This window comes from Corynebacterium sp. MSK310 (assembly GCF_030227355.1).
GTDB lineage: Bacteria > Actinomycetota > Actinomycetes > Mycobacteriales > Mycobacteriaceae > Corynebacterium > Corynebacterium rhinophilum.
The window spans coordinates 1-15,858 of sequence record NZ_JASPFZ010000004.1; the positions used below are offsets into that span (position 1 = coordinate 1).

15 protein-coding genes and 1 pseudogene are annotated in these 15,858 nt (G+C 57.9%); 3 read left to right on the forward strand and 13 right to left on the reverse strand.

What is annotated here, in order from left to right; translation table 11 throughout:
- The 3 genes and pseudogenes from QP891_RS04620 to QP891_RS04630 all read right to left on the reverse strand — a co-directional run.
- Positions 1-608 (reverse strand): annotated as a pseudogene (locus tag QP891_RS04620) (transposase); the annotation flags it as partial.
- Between the two features lie 112 nt (positions 609-720).
- Positions 721-1,941 carry a NupC/NupG family nucleoside CNT transporter gene (locus tag QP891_RS04625; protein WP_284770096.1) on the reverse strand — a complete coding sequence of 407 codons (1,221 nt, stop codon included), beginning with the start codon at positions 1,939-1,941 and terminating at the stop codon, positions 721-723.
- 33 nt (positions 1,942-1,974) lie between these two features.
- Complete coding sequence (locus QP891_RS04630) at positions 1,975-2,376, reverse strand: cytidine deaminase (RefSeq protein WP_284770095.1); 402 nt, start codon at positions 2,374-2,376, stop codon at positions 1,975-1,977.
- Between the two features lie 242 nt (positions 2,377-2,618).
- On the opposite strand from QP891_RS04630, the gene QP891_RS04635 reads away from it, so the two are divergent.
- The gene (locus QP891_RS04635) at positions 2,619-3,905 is read left to right on the forward strand and encodes a thymidine phosphorylase (protein ID WP_284770094.1); all 1,287 of its coding nucleotides are present in this window, start codon (positions 2,619-2,621) and stop codon (positions 3,903-3,905) included.
- Here QP891_RS04635 and QP891_RS04640 read toward each other — a convergent pair.
- From QP891_RS04640 to QP891_RS04665, 6 genes are all read right to left on the reverse strand, one after another.
- The gene (locus QP891_RS04640; RefSeq protein WP_284770093.1) at positions 3,902-5,026 is read right to left on the reverse strand and encodes a DUF1648 domain-containing protein; all 1,125 of its coding nucleotides are present in this window, start codon (positions 5,024-5,026) and stop codon (positions 3,902-3,904) included. The genes QP891_RS04635 and QP891_RS04640 overlap by 4 nt on opposite strands.
- Positions 5,023-5,391: a GntR family transcriptional regulator gene (locus QP891_RS04645; protein ID WP_284770092.1), complete on the reverse strand. Its 369-nt coding sequence runs from the start codon at positions 5,389-5,391 to the stop codon at positions 5,023-5,025. The genes QP891_RS04640 and QP891_RS04645 overlap by 4 nt, the downstream gene beginning before the upstream one ends.
- An 87-nt stretch (positions 5,392-5,478) precedes the next feature.
- Entirely contained in the window at positions 5,479-6,984 is a 1,506-nt protein-coding gene (locus QP891_RS04650) for an ATP-binding cassette domain-containing protein (RefSeq protein ID WP_284770091.1), read from the reverse strand.
- A gap of 158 nt (positions 6,985-7,142) precedes the next feature.
- A complete protein-coding gene (locus tag QP891_RS04655) occupies positions 7,143-7,601 on the reverse strand; it encodes a hypothetical protein (RefSeq protein WP_284770090.1) in 459 nt (152 codons plus the stop codon).
- 22 nt (positions 7,602-7,623) lie between these two features.
- Entirely contained in the window at positions 7,624-9,384 is a 1,761-nt protein-coding gene (locus tag QP891_RS04660; RefSeq protein ID WP_284770089.1) for an acetyl-CoA carboxylase biotin carboxylase subunit, read from the reverse strand.
- A 150-nt stretch (positions 9,385-9,534) separates the two neighbouring features.
- Positions 9,535-10,398 (reverse strand): sulfurtransferase, encoded by an 864-nt coding sequence (locus QP891_RS04665; protein ID WP_284770088.1) that lies wholly within the window; start codon positions 10,396-10,398, stop codon positions 9,535-9,537.
- 334 nt (positions 10,399-10,732) lie between these two features.
- Between QP891_RS04665 and QP891_RS04670 the strand changes: the two genes are divergently transcribed.
- The gene (locus QP891_RS04670) at positions 10,733-11,452 is read left to right on the forward strand and encodes a DUF4282 domain-containing protein (protein WP_284770087.1); all 720 of its coding nucleotides are present in this window, start codon (positions 10,733-10,735) and stop codon (positions 11,450-11,452) included.
- Between the two features lie 89 nt (positions 11,453-11,541).
- On the opposite strand, the gene QP891_RS04675 is transcribed toward QP891_RS04670, so the two are convergent.
- The 4 genes from QP891_RS04675 to QP891_RS04690 are packed head-to-tail and all read right to left on the reverse strand — an operon-like array spanning position 11,542 to position 14,252.
- Complete coding sequence (locus QP891_RS04675) at positions 11,542-11,958, reverse strand: DUF3151 domain-containing protein (protein ID WP_284770086.1); 417 nt, start codon at positions 11,956-11,958, stop codon at positions 11,542-11,544.
- A 30-nt stretch (positions 11,959-11,988) separates the two neighbouring features.
- Positions 11,989-12,576 (reverse strand): Maf family protein, encoded by a 588-nt coding sequence (locus tag QP891_RS04680; protein ID WP_284770085.1) that lies wholly within the window; start codon positions 12,574-12,576, stop codon positions 11,989-11,991.
- A complete protein-coding gene (locus tag QP891_RS04685) occupies positions 12,576-12,785 on the reverse strand; it encodes an acyl-CoA carboxylase subunit epsilon (protein WP_284628984.1) in 210 nt (69 codons plus the stop codon). The genes QP891_RS04680 and QP891_RS04685 overlap by 1 nt, the downstream gene beginning before the upstream one ends.
- A 6-nt stretch (positions 12,786-12,791) precedes the next feature.
- Positions 12,792-14,252: an acyl-CoA carboxylase subunit beta gene (locus QP891_RS04690; RefSeq protein ID WP_284770084.1), complete on the reverse strand. Its 1,461-nt coding sequence runs from the start codon at positions 14,250-14,252 to the stop codon at positions 12,792-12,794.
- Positions 14,253-14,589: 337 nt separating this feature from the next.
- Between QP891_RS04690 and QP891_RS04695 the strand changes: the two genes are divergently transcribed.
- A complete protein-coding gene (locus QP891_RS04695; protein WP_284770083.1) occupies positions 14,590-15,858 on the forward strand; it encodes a hypothetical protein in 1,269 nt (422 codons plus the stop codon).

Genomic DNA, 15,858 nt, shown 5'->3' on the forward strand with positions numbered 1-15,858 from the left:
AGCGTGCTTATCTGGCTCGCTGAGTCGTTTCTGGTGATAGAAAAATGTCGACCGTGGGATACCTGCTGCCTCTAGGAGGTACTCTAAGCGGTGGTGAGACTTGAGGATGACGATCGCCTGAACTTTCAGGCGTGTCCCTGATTCCTCAAGTCCCGCAATTTTTTTAGATAAGCGTTTTCAGCTTCCAACCGCGCGATCTGGCGGCGCAGCTTGTCTTCTTCTGTAAGCCGCTTCGGTGCGGCCGAGCCTTTAGGCCTGCCCTTCGATTTCGGTTTCAACGCCTCAACGCCGTCTTTGCGCCATTTCCACGCCCAGTCTTTGACGAGCTGGTCTGACGACAGTCCAAACTCGCGGGCAAGATCCATTCTTGTCTCGCCGGCAAGGTAGCGCTCGACAACTTCCTTCTTCACCTCGAAGGGGTAATGCTGCTTAGTCGGTTTCTCCACAAGACATAGCCTGCCACGCAGCACAAACCGACGGTAGAGACTCCGCACGGCGTGTCTGGAGACCCCGAGAGCATTGGCAGCTGCTTTACACCCCATGCCCTGCTCGAAACACTCCACCAACTGCTCGCGCTGATATTCGCTCAACGAACTTCGTGCTCTCAAAGAAAACTACTCCCCACTAGTCGGTAACTGATTTCTCAGTCCAACTAATGGGGAGCAGTTCAGAATTTCCAGCTAGGAGGGGATTTCAATGTTTGAAGGGTAGCGCGCCAGGCTAGAGAACCATTGGTGCCACGATGACGCCGACGATGGCGGCGTTGAGCATGTTGGTGAGGAAGCCACCGAAGAGCGCGCGTGGGCCAAGCTTGGCCACTTCACCGCGGCGCTCCGGAATGAGGCCGCCGATAGAGCCAATCTGAATACCAATGGAGGACAGGTTGGCAAAGCCAGCGAGGGCGAAGGAGGAGATCAAGATGGCCTTATCGCTGAGCTCATCGACGCTTTCACCAAAAGCGGTGTAGCCAACGAACTCGTTGAGGATGGTCTTTTGGCCGATGAAGTTACCCACCTCGAGGGCCTCGTTCCACGGCGTACCGATAAGCCAAGCCACGGGGGCGAAGATGATGCCGAAGAGGCCTTCGAGCGACCAGTTATCTTGGCCGAAGAGAGAACCGATGCCACCGAGGATGGCAGAGAGCATCACAACCGTCGCGATGAAGGCGATGAGCAAGCAGGCAACCGAGATAGCGATTTTTCCGCCGGCCAAGGCACCGCTACTGATGGCGTCGATGATGTTTTTAGATTCGGTATCGCGGACGTCTTTCACGGTGGCGTCGAGGTTCGTCTCTTCCGTCTCTGGCATGAGGCCCTTGGCGACGAGCAGGGAGCCCGGCGCATTCATGAGCGATGCGGCGAGCAAGTACTCCAGGGGCGCGCCCAAGAGGGAGTAGCCGATCAACGTGGATCCGGCCACGGAGGCAAAGCCGCCGACCATACAGGTATAAAGCTCGGATCGGGTGAGCTTGGGAAGGTAGGGTTTAATCACCAGTGGGGCCTCGGATTGCCCGAGGAAGATCACGGTGGTGGCCCAGACGGATTCCACCTTGGAGGTGCCCATGAGCCACTTGATGGCGGAGCCGACGTATTCCACGAAGTACTGGATAACCCGGAGGTAGTACAGGGCGGCGATGATGGCACCCAAGAAGATGATCACGGGCAGTACATTGAGGGCAAAGACGAAGTCGTCACCGAAGAGTCCACCGAAGACGAATTGGGTGCCCTCGTTGGTAAATTCCGTGAGCTTTGTCAGCCCATTGGCGATGCCCTTGAGGGCTTTGAATCCAGGATCCCACGCGAGGACTAAGAAACAGAAGACCACCTGCAGGACAAGGCCCACACCAATGGTGCGCCACTTGATATTTTTACGCGAGCTCGACAGGACGTAGATCACTGCAAGAATGGCAATGATGCCGAGCAATCCTTGTAAGCGTTCCATATTTTCTGACCGTTCTTTGAAGGGACTTTTTAGTTAGAGTGACTCTGGGCCAAAGGAATGGGGGAGGATCTCGGCAAAGTCATGGCTACGGGGCTTTCCATCTACGGAAACGATGACGCGCTCGCAGTTAAACTCCCGCAGGACCTGGCGGCAGGCGCCACAAGGGTAGCAAGGTGCAGACTTTAAGCCGATAATAGCGACGGCTTTAATCTGCGGAATGCTGGGCAAGTGGCCATCGGTAGCCGTCACGTCGGCGGTGGTGACCACGTGGGCGGCGGCATTGCGCTCGGCGCAAATGCCTAGCGGGCTGGAGGCGTTTTCGACATTGGAGCCGGTGACAATGCGGCCATCGGCAAGCAGCAAAGCCGCACCGACTGGGAAAGAGGAATAAGGCGCCCAGGCGTGGTGGGCTGCTTCTTCTGCGAGGCTGAGCAATTCGGCATCGGTAGGGGGGCGAATCCGGGGTGGCGTTCATTGCGGTATGGACTTTCTTTCTACGGGGGAAGAGAGATTGGGTTAATCCTCTATTAGAACAAAAAGAAAAACACTCATTGACATCTGTTCTATAGGGAATGATAATTGGACGTGGTGGAGTGTACAACCACTATATATAGTGTGGTAAATCACATCATGTGCTTGTATGTTTCGGTGTCCAAATCATTACAGGAGGAGTCGTCATGGCTGAGAAATTCGATGCGGTAGATGTTATTCGTACCAAGCGCGACAAGGGGGTATTTAGCCCGGAGGAAATCGATTGGGTCATCGATGCCTATACGCGCGGGGTCGTGGGCGATGAGCAGATGACCGCACTCAACATGGCGATTTTCCTCAACGGCATGAACCGCGAGGAAATCTCGCAGTGGACTAAGGCGATGATTGCCTCCGGTGAGACGATGAGCTTTGAGTCCTTGTCCAAGAAGACCGCGGACAAGCACTCCACCGGTGGCGTTGGCGATAAGATCACGCTGCCGCTCGCGCCTCTCGTTGCCGCCTTTGGCGTGGCGGTCCCGCAGCTTTCTGGCCGCGGCTTGGGCCACACCGGTGGCACCCTGGACAAGCTGGAAGCCATCCCGGGCTGGCAGGCGGATATTTCCAATGAGCGATTGATGGAAATCCTGGAGGATCCGGGCTGCATCATCTGCGCGGCAGGCTCTGGACTAGCGCCCGCGGACAAGAAGATCTATGCCCTGCGCGATATCACCTCCACCGTTGAGGCCATTCCGCTTATTGCTTCCTCCATCATGTCGAAGAAGATCGCGGAAGGTACCTCGTCGCTGGTCCTCGATGTCAAAGTGGGCTCCGGCGCCTTTATGAAGGATGAGACCTTGGCCCGCGAGCTGGCGCAGACCATGGTGGACTTGGGCAATGATGCCGGCACCGCCACCACTGCACTGTTAACGGATATGTCCACCCCTTTGGGCCGCAAGGTGGGCAACGCGCTCGAAGTTGAAGAATCCGTCGAGGTCCTAGCCGGCGGCGGGCCAAGCGATGTCGTCGAGCTGACCCTGGCACTTGCGCGCGAGATGCTGGAAGCAGCTGGCGTGCACGATGCCGACGTGGAAAAGGCGCTCAAGGATGGCCGCGCTATGGACAAGTGGAAGCAAATGATTAAGGCACAGGGCGGCGACCCAGACGCCAAGCTTCCTGTGGCGACGCATACCCACGATGTCATTGTTGAATCCGATGGCTACCTGACCGAACTCGATGCCCTGTCCGTCGGTGTAAGCTCCTGGCGCTTGGGCGCGGGCCGCGCGCGGAAGGAAGACCCAGTACAGGCGACCGCGGGCATCGAATTGCACGCAGTCAAGGGTGAGAAGGTATCTAAGGGTCAAAAGCTTTTCACCCTGCACACGGAGACTCCGGAGCGCTTCGAGCGTTCCCTCGAGACTTTGCAGCAGAGCTTTAAGATTACGGACGCCCCGCTGGATAAGGAGCGCCAGATCATCCTGGACCGCATTGGTTAAATCAGAATTAACGGAAGCGCAATCGACCCGATGATGATGATCGCCATGACGGCGAGGAAGACCTTCGCCTGCCACGTGGCGTAGTTGAAGGACACTCCGACGCCTAGGCGCTTGTCCACCAGCACCGCTGGGTCATCGGGATTGTAGTACAGGATCCCCCACTTATAATGCTCGTCATTATCGGGGGATTCTTTGTCGCTATCCGGAAATTTCACCCCGCGCAGCTGTTCCTCGAGCTGCGATTGGGCGCGCAGGATCATCGCCACGATGGCTATGGTGCCGCTAATGGTCATCACCACCATGGTGATAAAGGAGAGCCCAGCCAGGTCCTGGTAGCCGGGTACTGGGCTGGTGATCTGTATAAACGACAGCCCGAGAGACATGAGAAGCAGCAGGGTGCCCATCGCTTCGTTGGAGGCTGCAAGGTTTGCTTGATTCCGTAGCCGCGCCTTGATGGAGCGCTCCGAGCGTGGCTGAACCGCGGTGCGTTGGATAAGCCAGCAGATGCCGGCGAAAAGCAGCCATACTCCCAGCGTGATGAACGTGATGAAAAAGACGCTGCCGATGGATTTATCGCTCCAGCTATCGGGCTCCATAGAGTCATCCCAGTGTACTGGGACGGGATCGGGGATATCGGACCAGTGGGCAGCGACGATGAGCGCGCCGGCGATGATGACCAACAAGGAACCTAGCATGGTGAGCCAGGGAAAAGATGGGGTTGGTACATCAATATCCTGCACAGCGTCGGCGTCTCGCCCCGCTACTCGGGCACTGACCGCGGTTTCTACCCCGTCGAACCAGCCACCGTCCTTCTTAGCCGCGATGATGTGGCGGCGCTGCGAGAGATAGGCCCACGTGCTGCCGATAATGACCAACAGGGAAGACAAGGCCGCCACCCATGAATGGTTAACGTAGAAAAGCGAGATAACCGTCGCGGCGATGCCCACAATCCACGTCCGGGTTTTGAAACCGGAAATTGCGTCGACCACAACCGGATCAGAAAGGTGGCTTTGGGGAACGCGAACGCCGAGCGGGGCACCTTGTGCCGCCAGCGCCGGGATTGTGGTCATTATCCACGTTATGGCCAGCGTAGTGGCGGCCATGAGGATGGTGAGAATCATGATAGCTCCTTCAGTGTGGAGTCGAGATAGCCGTGGAGCTCATCGGTGGAAAAGCCCTGGGCGCGGGCAAGCGCCGCCACGCGGTGAAGGCGTTGCCGTACCTGCTGTTCTTGCGCCGCGGTGTGCGCGCCGAGTCGAACGATTGACCCCGACCGGCCCGCAGTTTCGACGAGGCCATCAGCCACGAGCAGGTCATAGGCGTGTTTCACGGTGGCTGGGTTGATGCCAATATCCGCGGCGACATGGCGCACGGGATCGAGCTTTTCGCCAGCAAGCAGTTGCCCGCGGGCGATGGCCAACACGAGTTCATCGTGAATTTGCTGGAAGACCGGCACATCCGTGTCAGGGTTGAGAGTGATGAGCATGAGCTACCTCCTTCCACTATTTTTTGTACTACTAATAGTAGCACAATCTGTGTCAGTAAAAGTAATACAGAATGGAGGCTAAGATACCTAGATATGAACCTGCGAGGTTAAGTTGAGTTCCTTGCAGAAACCCTCATCGTGGCTGACCAACAAGTATGCGCCCTCGTAGGACTCAAGAATCTGCACGAGCCACTTTATGGTGGTGATATCCAAATTATTGGTGGGCTCATCAAGCAAGAGGAATTGAGGGCTGGGCTCGGCCAAAAGCACCCGGGCAAATTCCGCGCGGAAGCGTTCGCCGCCGGATAGCTGGCCGGTGCGGCGGTGCACTTGGTCATCGCGAAATAGTAGCTGTGCCAGTTGATCGCGGAGAAATTGTGGGTGAGCAGTGGGATTGGCCTCCGTGACCATCTCTAAAAGAGTGCGATCTTCTGGCAAGGTGATTTTCTGCCGCAAATATCCACAGTCCAAGCTGTACTCAACGTCACCGCGCACAACCTTATTAAGAAATGTGGTTTTCCCGCTGCCATTTGGTCCCATAAGGCGTACATGTTCAGGGCCGGTTAAGTCCACGATGCTGCTGGTGAGCACACGTGTGCCATTGGGCAACTGAGTGCCCGGGAGGTCGAGGTGGACGTGTTCGTCTGGGCGGATCTTATTTTGTGCAGCTTGATAGGCGTCAAATGCTTCCTTCACTGACCCTGATGCCTGAGCTGAGCGCTTAGCCGCGGTATTTTGGGAGCGATTCTTGTCGTTTCCCATTGCTAGCCCGGGTTTCCGGTTGTTGTGGGAAAAGGCTTTGCCGCGGCGCTTATCCCTGGAAATGCGCACCTGCATTGCCTCGCGCTCGCGCACTTGCTTGCGGTGTTCGGCTTTGGCCTCGCGAGTTTCTGCTTCAGCAACGCGCTGTTCGTTGTCTATCGCCTCCCGGTAAGCGTGATAATTTCCGGAAAATAATCTCAAATCTCCCGCGTAGAGCTCTGCAATGTACTCGACATGGGAGAGCAGGTCTAGGTCATGGGAGATGACGAGCATGGGCGTAGAAGAACTGGAAATAAGCTCGGTGACCTTGGACTTTCCTTCCGCGTCAAGGTTATTGGTTGGCTCATCGAGGATGACAAAGTCCGGGTGATCAAAAAACGCGGCGTTTAACGCGATGGTCACCGCTTCGCCCCCGGAAATCGTGCCGATGGTGCGATCTAGTGGGTAGGGGATGCCAGCATTATGAAGGCACGCATGAATCCTGTCTTCGATATCCCAGTCGGTGCCAATAATCTTCAGCAGCTCCTCGGAGTAATTTCCCGCTTCTAGTGCGTGGAGCGCGGCAATCGTTTCCGCTGCGCCAAAAACGTCGGCGATGGTTAAAGAGTCATGTAGACCAAGATCTTGGTCTAGGTACGTGACTTCTGGTGCCGAGAATGTGCCCGAGGATGGTGCGATCTGGTGGGACAGGACCTTAGCAAGGGTTGATTTTCCGGATCCATTATCGCCAATCATCCCAGTAACCGAGTCAGGGATTGTTGCGGAAAGTTGAGAAAAGCAGGGCGTGCTGTCTGGCCAGGACAGGCTGAGTTGAGAAAGAGAAATCGGCATGAAGAATCCACCTTTAAAGAACGAGTGTGCAAGGGACGTCGTATTAGGCGGAAATCTTCATAGCTTTCAACAATAGCAGCTGTGGTGCAGAACACAAGAGCCCTAGCTAAAATTCATCTCTTGCAGGAACCGGAGGCCTGCAAGAGACAGACGCCAGATTAGAAGCGGCGGAAGAACTTACCCTGGGTGAGCTCCTCGAACCCCGGTAGTGGCGTGGCGGACGCGATGCCGGGGGCGGTTTGCTCGGCCGCGAGGTCTGTAGCGTTGGCAACGAGCAGGTCGTGGGCGCGGGAAGCCTCGTCGTCGGTGCCATTCGTGGCGACGATGAGCTCGGGGATGTCCTCGGGATCGAAGGGGGTGAGCCAGGTGGCATCGTCAAGCGGGTCAGCGCCCGAGTCCCCAAGGAAGGCTGGGCCCTTGGTGGCGGCGGGGTAGTAGCGCAGGAGCGCGGCCCCCACGGGCTCTACAGTTGGATCCTCATTGGCGGCAAGGGGCAAGGCGATGACGCCGCCATCAACGATGGGGGACCAGTCTGCGATATGGGAGGGGAAGAGGCCCGCAAGGTAGTCGCGGTCCTTTTCCTTGGCCAAGCGAACACCAAGAGAAGAATCAGTCATTCTACCAGGCTAGCTGGCGCGGCTACTTAATTTCCAGCAGCTGCGCGCCCTTGGTGGTGGACGAGCCGGCCTCGACCGCCAAGCCGGTCACGGTGCCGGACTTGTGGGCCTTGACGGGGTTTTCCATCTTCATTGCCTCAAGGACCAGGACGATATCGCCCTCTTCTACCTCTTGGCCCTCTTCTACGTTGACCTTGATGACTGTTCCCTGCATCGGTGCGGTCACGGCATCGCCGGACACTGCGGCCTTGGCGCCGGCACCCTTGCGCTTTTTCCGCTTGCGCGCGCCAGTAATGCCAAAGGTGGCGGGCAAGGCCACCTCGATGCGGCGGCCATCGATTTCCACGGTGTGAACCTGGGAGGCCTCGGGCGCGCCGGCTTCCGCATCGGTGGAATCATCGTGCGGCGGCAGCTGGTTATCCCAGGCCTCCTCAATCCACTTGGTGTAGACATCGAAGGAACCATTTTCCGCGGTAAAGGCGGGATCGGCGACGATGGCCCTGTCAAAGGGCAGCACGGTGGGCAGGCCCTCAACCTGGTATTCAGACAGGGCGCGGGCAGAGCGCCGCAGGGCGGTTTCGCGGTCCGGACCCCAGACAATGAGCTTGGCCAGCATGGAATCGAATTGCCCGCCGATGACGGAGCCCTCGATGACGCCCGAATCCACGCGCACTCCTGGGCCGGCCGGCTCGGAGTACTTGACGATGGTGCCAGGGGCAGGCATAAAACCGGCCGCGGCGTCTTCGCCGTTGATGCGGAACTCAAAGGCGTGCCCGCGCGGCGTTGGGTCCTCGCTTAGCGAAAGCTCTTCGCCCTGTGCAATCCGGAATTGCTCGCGCACGAGGTCCAGCCCGGTAGTTTCCTCAGAAACGGGGTGCTCTACCTGCAGGCGGGTATTGACCTCGAGGAAGGAAATCAGGCCATCGGCACCGACCAAATACTCCACGGTGCCGGCGCCACAGTAGTCAGCCTCACGGCAAATGCGCTTGGCGGATTCGTGGATGGAGGCGCGCTGCTCGTCGCTTAGGAAAGGCGCCGGTGCCTCCTCTACGAGCTTTTGGAAGCGGCGCTGCAGGGAGCAATCACGCGTGCCGACGACCACAACATTGCCGTGCTTATCCGCCAAGACCTGGGCCTCAACGTGGCGGGCCTTATCGAGGTAGCGTTCGACAAAGCACTCGCCGCGGCCAAAGGCAGTGGTGGCCTCGCGGGTAGCGGATTCAAAAAGCTCCGGAATCTCTTCAGTGGTGTGTGCCACCTTCATGCCGCGGCCGCCGCCACCAAATGCCGCCTTGATGGCTACGGGCAAGCCGTGCTCATCCGCGAAGGCTTTGACCTCGTCTGCGTTGGCTACCGGGTCCTTGGTGCCGGGGGCCATGGGGGCTTCGGCCCGCTCGGCGATGTGGCGGGCGGTGACCTTATCGCCCAACGCGCGGATGGATTGGGGAGGCGGTCCAATCCAGGTCAGTCCGGCATCGATAACCGCCTGGGCAAAATCGGCATTCTCGGACAAGAAACCATAGCCGGGGTGGATGGCATCCGCGCCGGATTTGTGGGCGGCATCCAGAATCTTGTCAAAGACAAGATAAGAATCCGCAGAGGTAGAACCGCCGAGGGCAAAAGCTTCATCTGCCAGCGTGACGAATGGTGCCTGCGCGTCCGGCTCGGCATAAACGGCGACTGAGGAGATCCCGGCATCGCGAGCAGCACGAATAACGCGTACGGCGATCTCACCTCGGTTCGCTACGAGAACCTTGGAGATCTTCTTGGTTTCTACTGCCACGGCAGTAACCTCCTGAATACACTTCGTTTACTACGGGATCTATTGTTGCACACCAAAATATTAATTCGTCCGTTTGGCAATAATTGTTACGTTTAAACAAAAATAAACCCACATCGTCACGATGTGGGTAATTAATGACCGGACGAAAATCTACTTTTCAATCGGCATATTGACCATGTTGCCCCACTCAGACCATGATCCATCGTAGACCTGCGCCTTTTTAAAGCCCAAAAGGTAGGTCAGCACGAACCACGTAAACGCGGCCTGCGCGCCCACGTGGGAATACAAAATGGTGGGGGTATCCGGCTCCAGCATGCCGTAGTTGACCTTGAGGTCATCAATGTTGCGGAAGCAAGAATTGGGGTAGGTTGCGCGGTCCCACTCCAAGTTGATCGCACCCGGAATGTGGCCGTGGCACATGGTCGTGCCATACGGCGAGTTTCCATTCGGGTCGAACTCCGTCGCCTCACCCGCGAATTCCTCCGGCGGGCGGGTATCAACCAGGGAACCAGTTGCCTCGCGGACATCGGAAACAAAGGCGCGCAGGACGGAATCGTCCCGGGTTACCTCGGGATAATCCGACTCCGGGAATTCCGGGACCATGAAGGAGGTATCGCGTTCTTCTGACATCCACGCATCGCGCCCGCCATCGAGAAGGCGAACATCCTTGTGTCCAAAGAGGGTAAATACCCACAGCGCATAGGCCGCCCACCAATTGGACTTATCGCCATACAAAACAACGGTATCGTCTTCGTGGATGCCCTTTTCCCGCATCAAGCGGGTAAATTCCTCGCCGCTGATAAAGTCGCGCGTCAGCGAGCTCAACAGCTCGGTGCGGAAATTAATCCGCGTGGCCGTGGGAATGTGCCCGATATCGTACAAAAGGGAGTCTTCATCGACCTCGATGACGCGCAGCCCTTTAACGCCCAGGCGCGCAGACAGCCACGGAGCGGAGACAAGCCGCTCTGGGTGCGCATATTGCTGGAATGGGGGATAGGGGTCTACTTCTGCCACTGCCCGCCTGCCTTTCTAATAAAACGGGATGATTCGCTCCCACCACTCTAACCCGATGAATGCCAAATTGATCACTTGGGAGGCCGTAGTGTGGTATTCCATACAATAAAACAGCCAAGTGGGGGCGGGAAAGCATTAAACATAATAGTGCTTTTACTTGGAGCCGCGATTCTACAAGTTTTCCCGCTGCATTACTTAAGGAGCGCACCCAGCAGCTCTCGAAGATTAATCGGGGCAGCGAATTTTAATCATGTTTACACCGCGCCACGCGCTGAAAAGGTCTATAGTCAGATCGTTCTGTTTCTCCCTAGACCTAGGAATATGGGCTGCGATTATGGCTGATCATAGCGACAACACCACTAACGACAACGAGGAATTCTCGAGGGGCTTCGTTGCCCGTGATTTCTCTGAGGGTCCGCGCAATGACACTACCGAGGATTTCGGTGCTTTTGCGGACAATGACGCGCGAGCTTTCGGTTCCCATGGCACCCCGCAGGCTGGCCAGGAACAAGGCTCGCAAAGCAGCCAAGAGCAGCACCCGCAATCGGGCCAGGAACAGGCGGCTTATCAGCACCCCGAGTACTCGCAGCAACCGGGTCCAGCGCAACCGGGGCCCGCGCAGCCGCCGCATTCCTATCCAGAACAGGGCAATTCTTGGCAGGGACAGCAGGCGTGGAACGCGCCGAATGGGCAGCAGCCAGGATTTACTGCGTATCCGAATAACAGCGGGCAGTTCCCGCCACAGGCTCCGCGCACGAAGACGCCAACCGATGGCTTCTTCTCCGGCCTCTTGGACTTCAGCTTCGATAAATTCATCACCGTAGGCTATGCTTCGGCGATTTATGTCATCGGCATGATCATCCTTGGCTGCACGTGGTTGTTGGGCCTACTTTTAGGATTCGTTTTCTTTGGTCCGTTCGGGATTATCACCGCCATCTTGGTTACGCTTATCTGCTTTGGCGAGCTCATTGGCTTGAGGCTCTTTTTAGAGTTCGCAGTCGCAAATATCCGGACGACGCAATATACCCGCGAAATCCTGCACCGGCTGAACTAGGCATAAGCTACAAGAAAAGCACATTCTCCTCTGGGATTGAACAGGGAGAATGTGCTTTTTATATTGGCCTAATAAGCCGCAGTGTGGGCTTAGTCGAGCAGCTGGGCAACGCTATCGGGGTCGGCATCGGAAAGCATCTGGCGGATGCGGTCGTACTCATCGTCCTCGCCGATGGCCTTGGCGGCGCGTCCGAGGGCGGCAATGGCGCGCAGGACACCCTGGTTGGGCTCGTGGGAGAAGGGGACTGGGCCCCATCCCTTCCAGCCGTTGCCGCGCAGGCGGTCCAAACTGCGGTGGTAGCCGGTGCGGGCGTAGGCATAAGCGGTGATGTACTCGTTGGGATCCGCACCCTCTAGCTTGTCGAGCTCCTGCTCCGCGAGCATGGCCCACAGCAACGGGGAATCCGGGTGGTCTACGATGCCGGTGGCAGGTGCGGCCGCGTCCTTGGTGCCGGGATCGGCGGGCAACTTTATAGGTTCTGGGGCAAGCATGTCTTTCATTTCCATAAGACACACTCTAGCGATGCTCGTGCGGGCCTACCAGAAATCAGAAACGTTAAGCCCAAAAGAGTAGAGCGCGCGGCGCACCACCGGCAGGGACAGCCCGATGACAGAAGAAGGATCGCCGTCGATGCTATCGATAAACCAGCCGCCCATGGCCTCCAAGGTAAACGCGCCTGCGCACTCCAAGGGCTCGCCGCTGCGGGCATAGGCTTCGATATCGGTGGCAGAAGCCTCCGCGAACCGGATGGTCGTGGTGGAGGTTTCCACGTGGCGCTGCGTGCCAAAAATCAGGCAATGGCCGGTAAGCAGTTGCGCGGTGCGGCCTGCCTGTTGGTGCCAGCGCTCGATGGTGGCGTCGATGGTGTGCGGTTTGCCCTGCAAGTGGTCATCCAATAGCAGCATGGAATCGCCGCCGATAACTGGCTCGTCGGGGTACTGGGTGGCTACCTTCTCGGCCTTGGCGGTGGCAAGCTTTGCCACGGTATCGGCAGGTGAGCGTCCCGCCAATTGGGCTTCCAAGGCGCGCTCGTCAATATCGGCGGGCTTGAGCACCGGTTCCACGCCGGCCCCGCGCAGGATGGAGGCTCGCGAGGGGGACTGTGAGGCCAAAATGAGGCGCATTAGTAATACCGCACGGTGTGGAAGGCGGAAGGATTAAAGACGCGCTGCGCGCCGTAGTGGTCGAAACGCTCACCGGGCCTGCCCCAGTGGTTGCGATCCCCAAAGGCGCCGGAATGGTCCTTTTGCATCTGCTTGAGCACCGTCGATAGCGCGGCGCGCTCTTCTTCCGTGGGGTTTCCCTTCAGGACTTTGATTTCGGGTTCAGACATCTTTTCCTAAACAGTTCCGTGCTTCTTTGGTACTTGTGCCACGACCTTGCGCTCTAGCAGGCGCAGGCCTTCAACCAGGTAGTGGCGGGTGGCGGAAGGCTCGATGACATTATCGGCCAGGCCGCGCTCGGCGGCGGCGTAGGGGTGCAAGAAGAGCTCGTCCATTTCTTCCTGCTTGTCCGCATCGCCGTAGATGGCCAGCGCGGTTTGGGCTGCTTCGGCGACGGCGATTTCTGCGGTCGGCCAGGCATAGACCAAATCCGCGCCCAGATCCTTAGAGCCCATAAACGCGTAAGCCGGGCCAATGGCCTTGCGGGTTACCACCGTAAGCTTGCCGACGCTCGCTTCCGCCTGCGCATACGCAAACCCCGCCGCCCGACGCAGAAGACCGGCCCTTTCTTCCTCCGGCGTGGAAACGAAACCGGGCGAGTCCACGAACTCGATGATCGGCGTATTGAAGGCATCGCACAGGCGCACAAAACGCGCCGCTTTTTCCACCGCGGCTGAATCCAGCGCGCCATTGAGGGACAGCGGTTGGTTGGCAACGATGCCCACAGCGCGGCCATCCACGAAGGCAAAGCCCGTGATGATATTGGGCGCGGCCTCTGCCGAAAGCTCAAAGAAGGAGCCCTTATCGACGACCGCGTTGACCACCTCGCGCATGTCATAGGCATCCGCTGCTGAATCCGGGATGACGGAATCCAGATTAAACTCGGCGACCTCGCGCGTATCGATGCGCGTTGCCTCGGCGCGGTTATTAGCCGGCAGGTAAGCCAGTACGTCGCGGACCAAGGCGAGGGCTGCTTGCTCGCTTGGGGCGCTGAGCTGCGCGGTGCCCGATTGCGCGTGGACTGCGGCACCGCCAAAGGTGTCCGGTTCCGCTTGGGCCACGTCGCTGGCTGCCTGGTGCAGGCTGGTGCCGTGGGTGACAATGAGGACATCGGCAAGCGTGGGCGCAAATGCCGCAATGCCGCTGGTATCCCCGGCCACCACGGAGATCTGCGGGATAAGACCGGAGGCCTCGGTCGCGCGGGCGAGGATGCGGGCGTAGCCAGCCAGCGTGACGATGCCCTCTTGTACGCGCGGGCCGGTGGAATCATAGATGCCGACGATGGGCACGCCGGTTTTCAGCGCAAGGTCATAGACCTTGGTGAGCTTTTCCGCATAAACCTCACCCATCGTGCCGTCAAAGACGGTGGCATCCTGGCTGAAGATGCACACGCGACGCCCATCAATCGTGCCGTAACCGGTCACGATGCCATCGGTGTACGGGCGATCGTGCTCGCGGCCAAAGTCGGTGGAGCGGTGGCGGGCTAGTGCATCGGTTTCTACAAAGGAACCCTCATCGAGCAGCTGATTCACGCGAGTGCGGGCGGCTGGCTCGCCTTCCCCCAACGGCGCGCGGGACTCGGCGAGCTTGTTGTCCAGGTCCTCAATCTTGCCAGCGGTGGTCTTCAGGTCAGTCATAGGCGCTGAGTTTACTAGTGGAAGGCCAAAGATGCGGAAATCGTGCGGTTTGGGCATCGTCACAGTGTCGGTGGCGGCGCGCTATCGGTGCGGCATTAGCGCGACCGGAGTATCTGCCAGGCGTTAGGAAATATTAGCTCCCCTTTATGGGGGTAAGGGTGAAATGTGTTGTGCAGCGTTCGTTACCGGTAAGGGGCGTTTTCCCACCTTAACGACGATAAATGCCATAAAGAGAGATAGCTGTAACTGTTGAGGAGCTATAACGAAGAGCTTAATATCAGCTGTGTCTTCATGAATTTTTCTCGTATCCTTAAACAACCACAAGGACGGTCTTCTGGTGATTTCAAAGGGACTGCGACTTGTCGCGCCGCTTGCCATCGCGATACTTCTCGCGCCCGCGGCACATGCGCGCGATATTCCCCCGATGCCACAGGCATATCCCATTACCAACCTCTATAAAAGCTGCAGCGCCGCCGGAGATAACACCGAACGCGAATGGCGGTTTGCTGAAACAGGACGTCGCTACATGAGCGACGGAACCTTGCAATTCAAAAACACCACCGACCAGGAGGTGCCGTACACCGCAGAGGTAGAAACCGGCACCAATCACGAAATTGATGCCAACTCCAAGGCCAAGTTGCCCTCTGGTTGGGACACCACCGCCAAATCCGATATTGGCCTAAAAATGGCCAATGGCTGGCGAGATAAAGAAACCTTCGGGCCCGTCAAACTCAAGCCGGGTGAATCCTTCCGCGTGGAATACGGCGTGGTGGAAAAGGACTTTATTTCCATGTTCGTCGGCTGCAATGATGACCGCCTCGAAAACATTCCCGGCGCCAACGTCATCCGCGGTAAAGGCCCAGCAGAGCGCTATGCCTTTGCCTATATCATCAAGGCCGATGGATCCGTATCGGACCTGGCAATGGAAATTCCGTCTCGATCCGGCAGCACTAATTCTAAGCCCATCGAAGGTAGCTACACTGCGGTTTCCGGCCCCAGCTTGGAAAAGATTGCTGATCCGAACAAAGACGAGATCATGCAACCAGCCGCTGAACCCCAACGCGATCCTGCTTGGCCCAAGGAAGGCGAAAAGTGCGAAGCCAACGATAACTCCTGGTATCCGCTGGATATCACCGCGGTGAAGCCAACCTTCCGCAAGCCCGGTTATTCCACCGACTTCCTCAACTGGTCTCAGGGCGACTATGAATTTGCTCCGGTAACGGACTTCGTGGTTGGTGCCCAGCACGATCCATATACCAATTGGCGAGGCAATAGGGGCGATATCCCTCAGGGGTGGCTCGAGTCCGTGGGCGCCATCAAGCGTGCCTACATGCCGGTCGGTACTGAACTCAAACATGTAAACCTTGCACCCGGAGAGCGCGTTCGCGTGGAGTACGGCACCACCATGACCCGTATCAACTATCGCGAAGTGCACTGCGGAAAATCCGGCAAGTACGACCTCACCTCGAACTATAAACAGACCACCGCCCCGAGCGGTTTCTGGGCCGAAGCCACAATCACTTCCAAAGACGGCAGTACCCGCACCGTAGACGTCACCCCTGACGAATACCGCGATCTGCCCGTACCCACCCAAACCATCTACTAA

What these genes read in the sequence shown, in the direction of transcription:
- QP891_RS04625 (WP_284770096.1), bottom strand. Translation starts at nt 1,941, where the DNA reads ATGGAACGCTTACAAGGATTGCTCGGCATCATTGCCATTCTTGCAGTG.
- QP891_RS04635 (WP_284770094.1), top strand. Translation starts at nt 2,619, where the DNA reads ATGGCTGAGAAATTCGATGCGGTAGATGTTATTCGTACCAAGCGCGAC.
- QP891_RS04640 (WP_284770093.1), bottom strand. Translation starts at nt 5,026, where the DNA reads ATGATTCTCACCATCCTCATGGCCGCCACTACGCTGGCCATAACGTGG.
- QP891_RS04645 (WP_284770092.1), bottom strand. Translation starts at nt 5,391, where the DNA reads ATGCTCATCACTCTCAACCCTGACACGGATGTGCCGGTCTTCCAGCAA.
- QP891_RS04650 (WP_284770091.1), bottom strand. Translation starts at nt 6,984, where the DNA reads ATGCCGATTTCTCTTTCTCAACTCAGCCTGTCCTGGCCAGACAGCACG.
- QP891_RS04655 (WP_284770090.1), bottom strand. Translation starts at nt 7,601, where the DNA reads ATGACTGATTCTTCTCTTGGTGTTCGCTTGGCCAAGGAAAAGGACCGC.
- QP891_RS04670 (WP_284770087.1), top strand. Translation starts at nt 10,733, where the DNA reads ATGGCTGATCATAGCGACAACACCACTAACGACAACGAGGAATTCTCG.
- QP891_RS04675 (WP_284770086.1), bottom strand. Translation starts at nt 11,958, where the DNA reads ATGGAAATGAAAGACATGCTTGCCCCAGAACCTATAAAGTTGCCCGCC.
- QP891_RS04680 (WP_284770085.1), bottom strand. Translation starts at nt 12,576, where the DNA reads ATGCGCCTCATTTTGGCCTCACAGTCCCCCTCGCGAGCCTCCATCCTG.
- QP891_RS04685 (WP_284628984.1), bottom strand. Translation starts at nt 12,785, where the DNA reads ATGTCTGAACCCGAAATCAAAGTCCTGAAGGGAAACCCCACGGAAGAA.
- QP891_RS04690 (WP_284770084.1), bottom strand. Translation starts at nt 14,252, where the DNA reads ATGACTGACCTGAAGACCACCGCTGGCAAGATTGAGGACCTGGACAAC.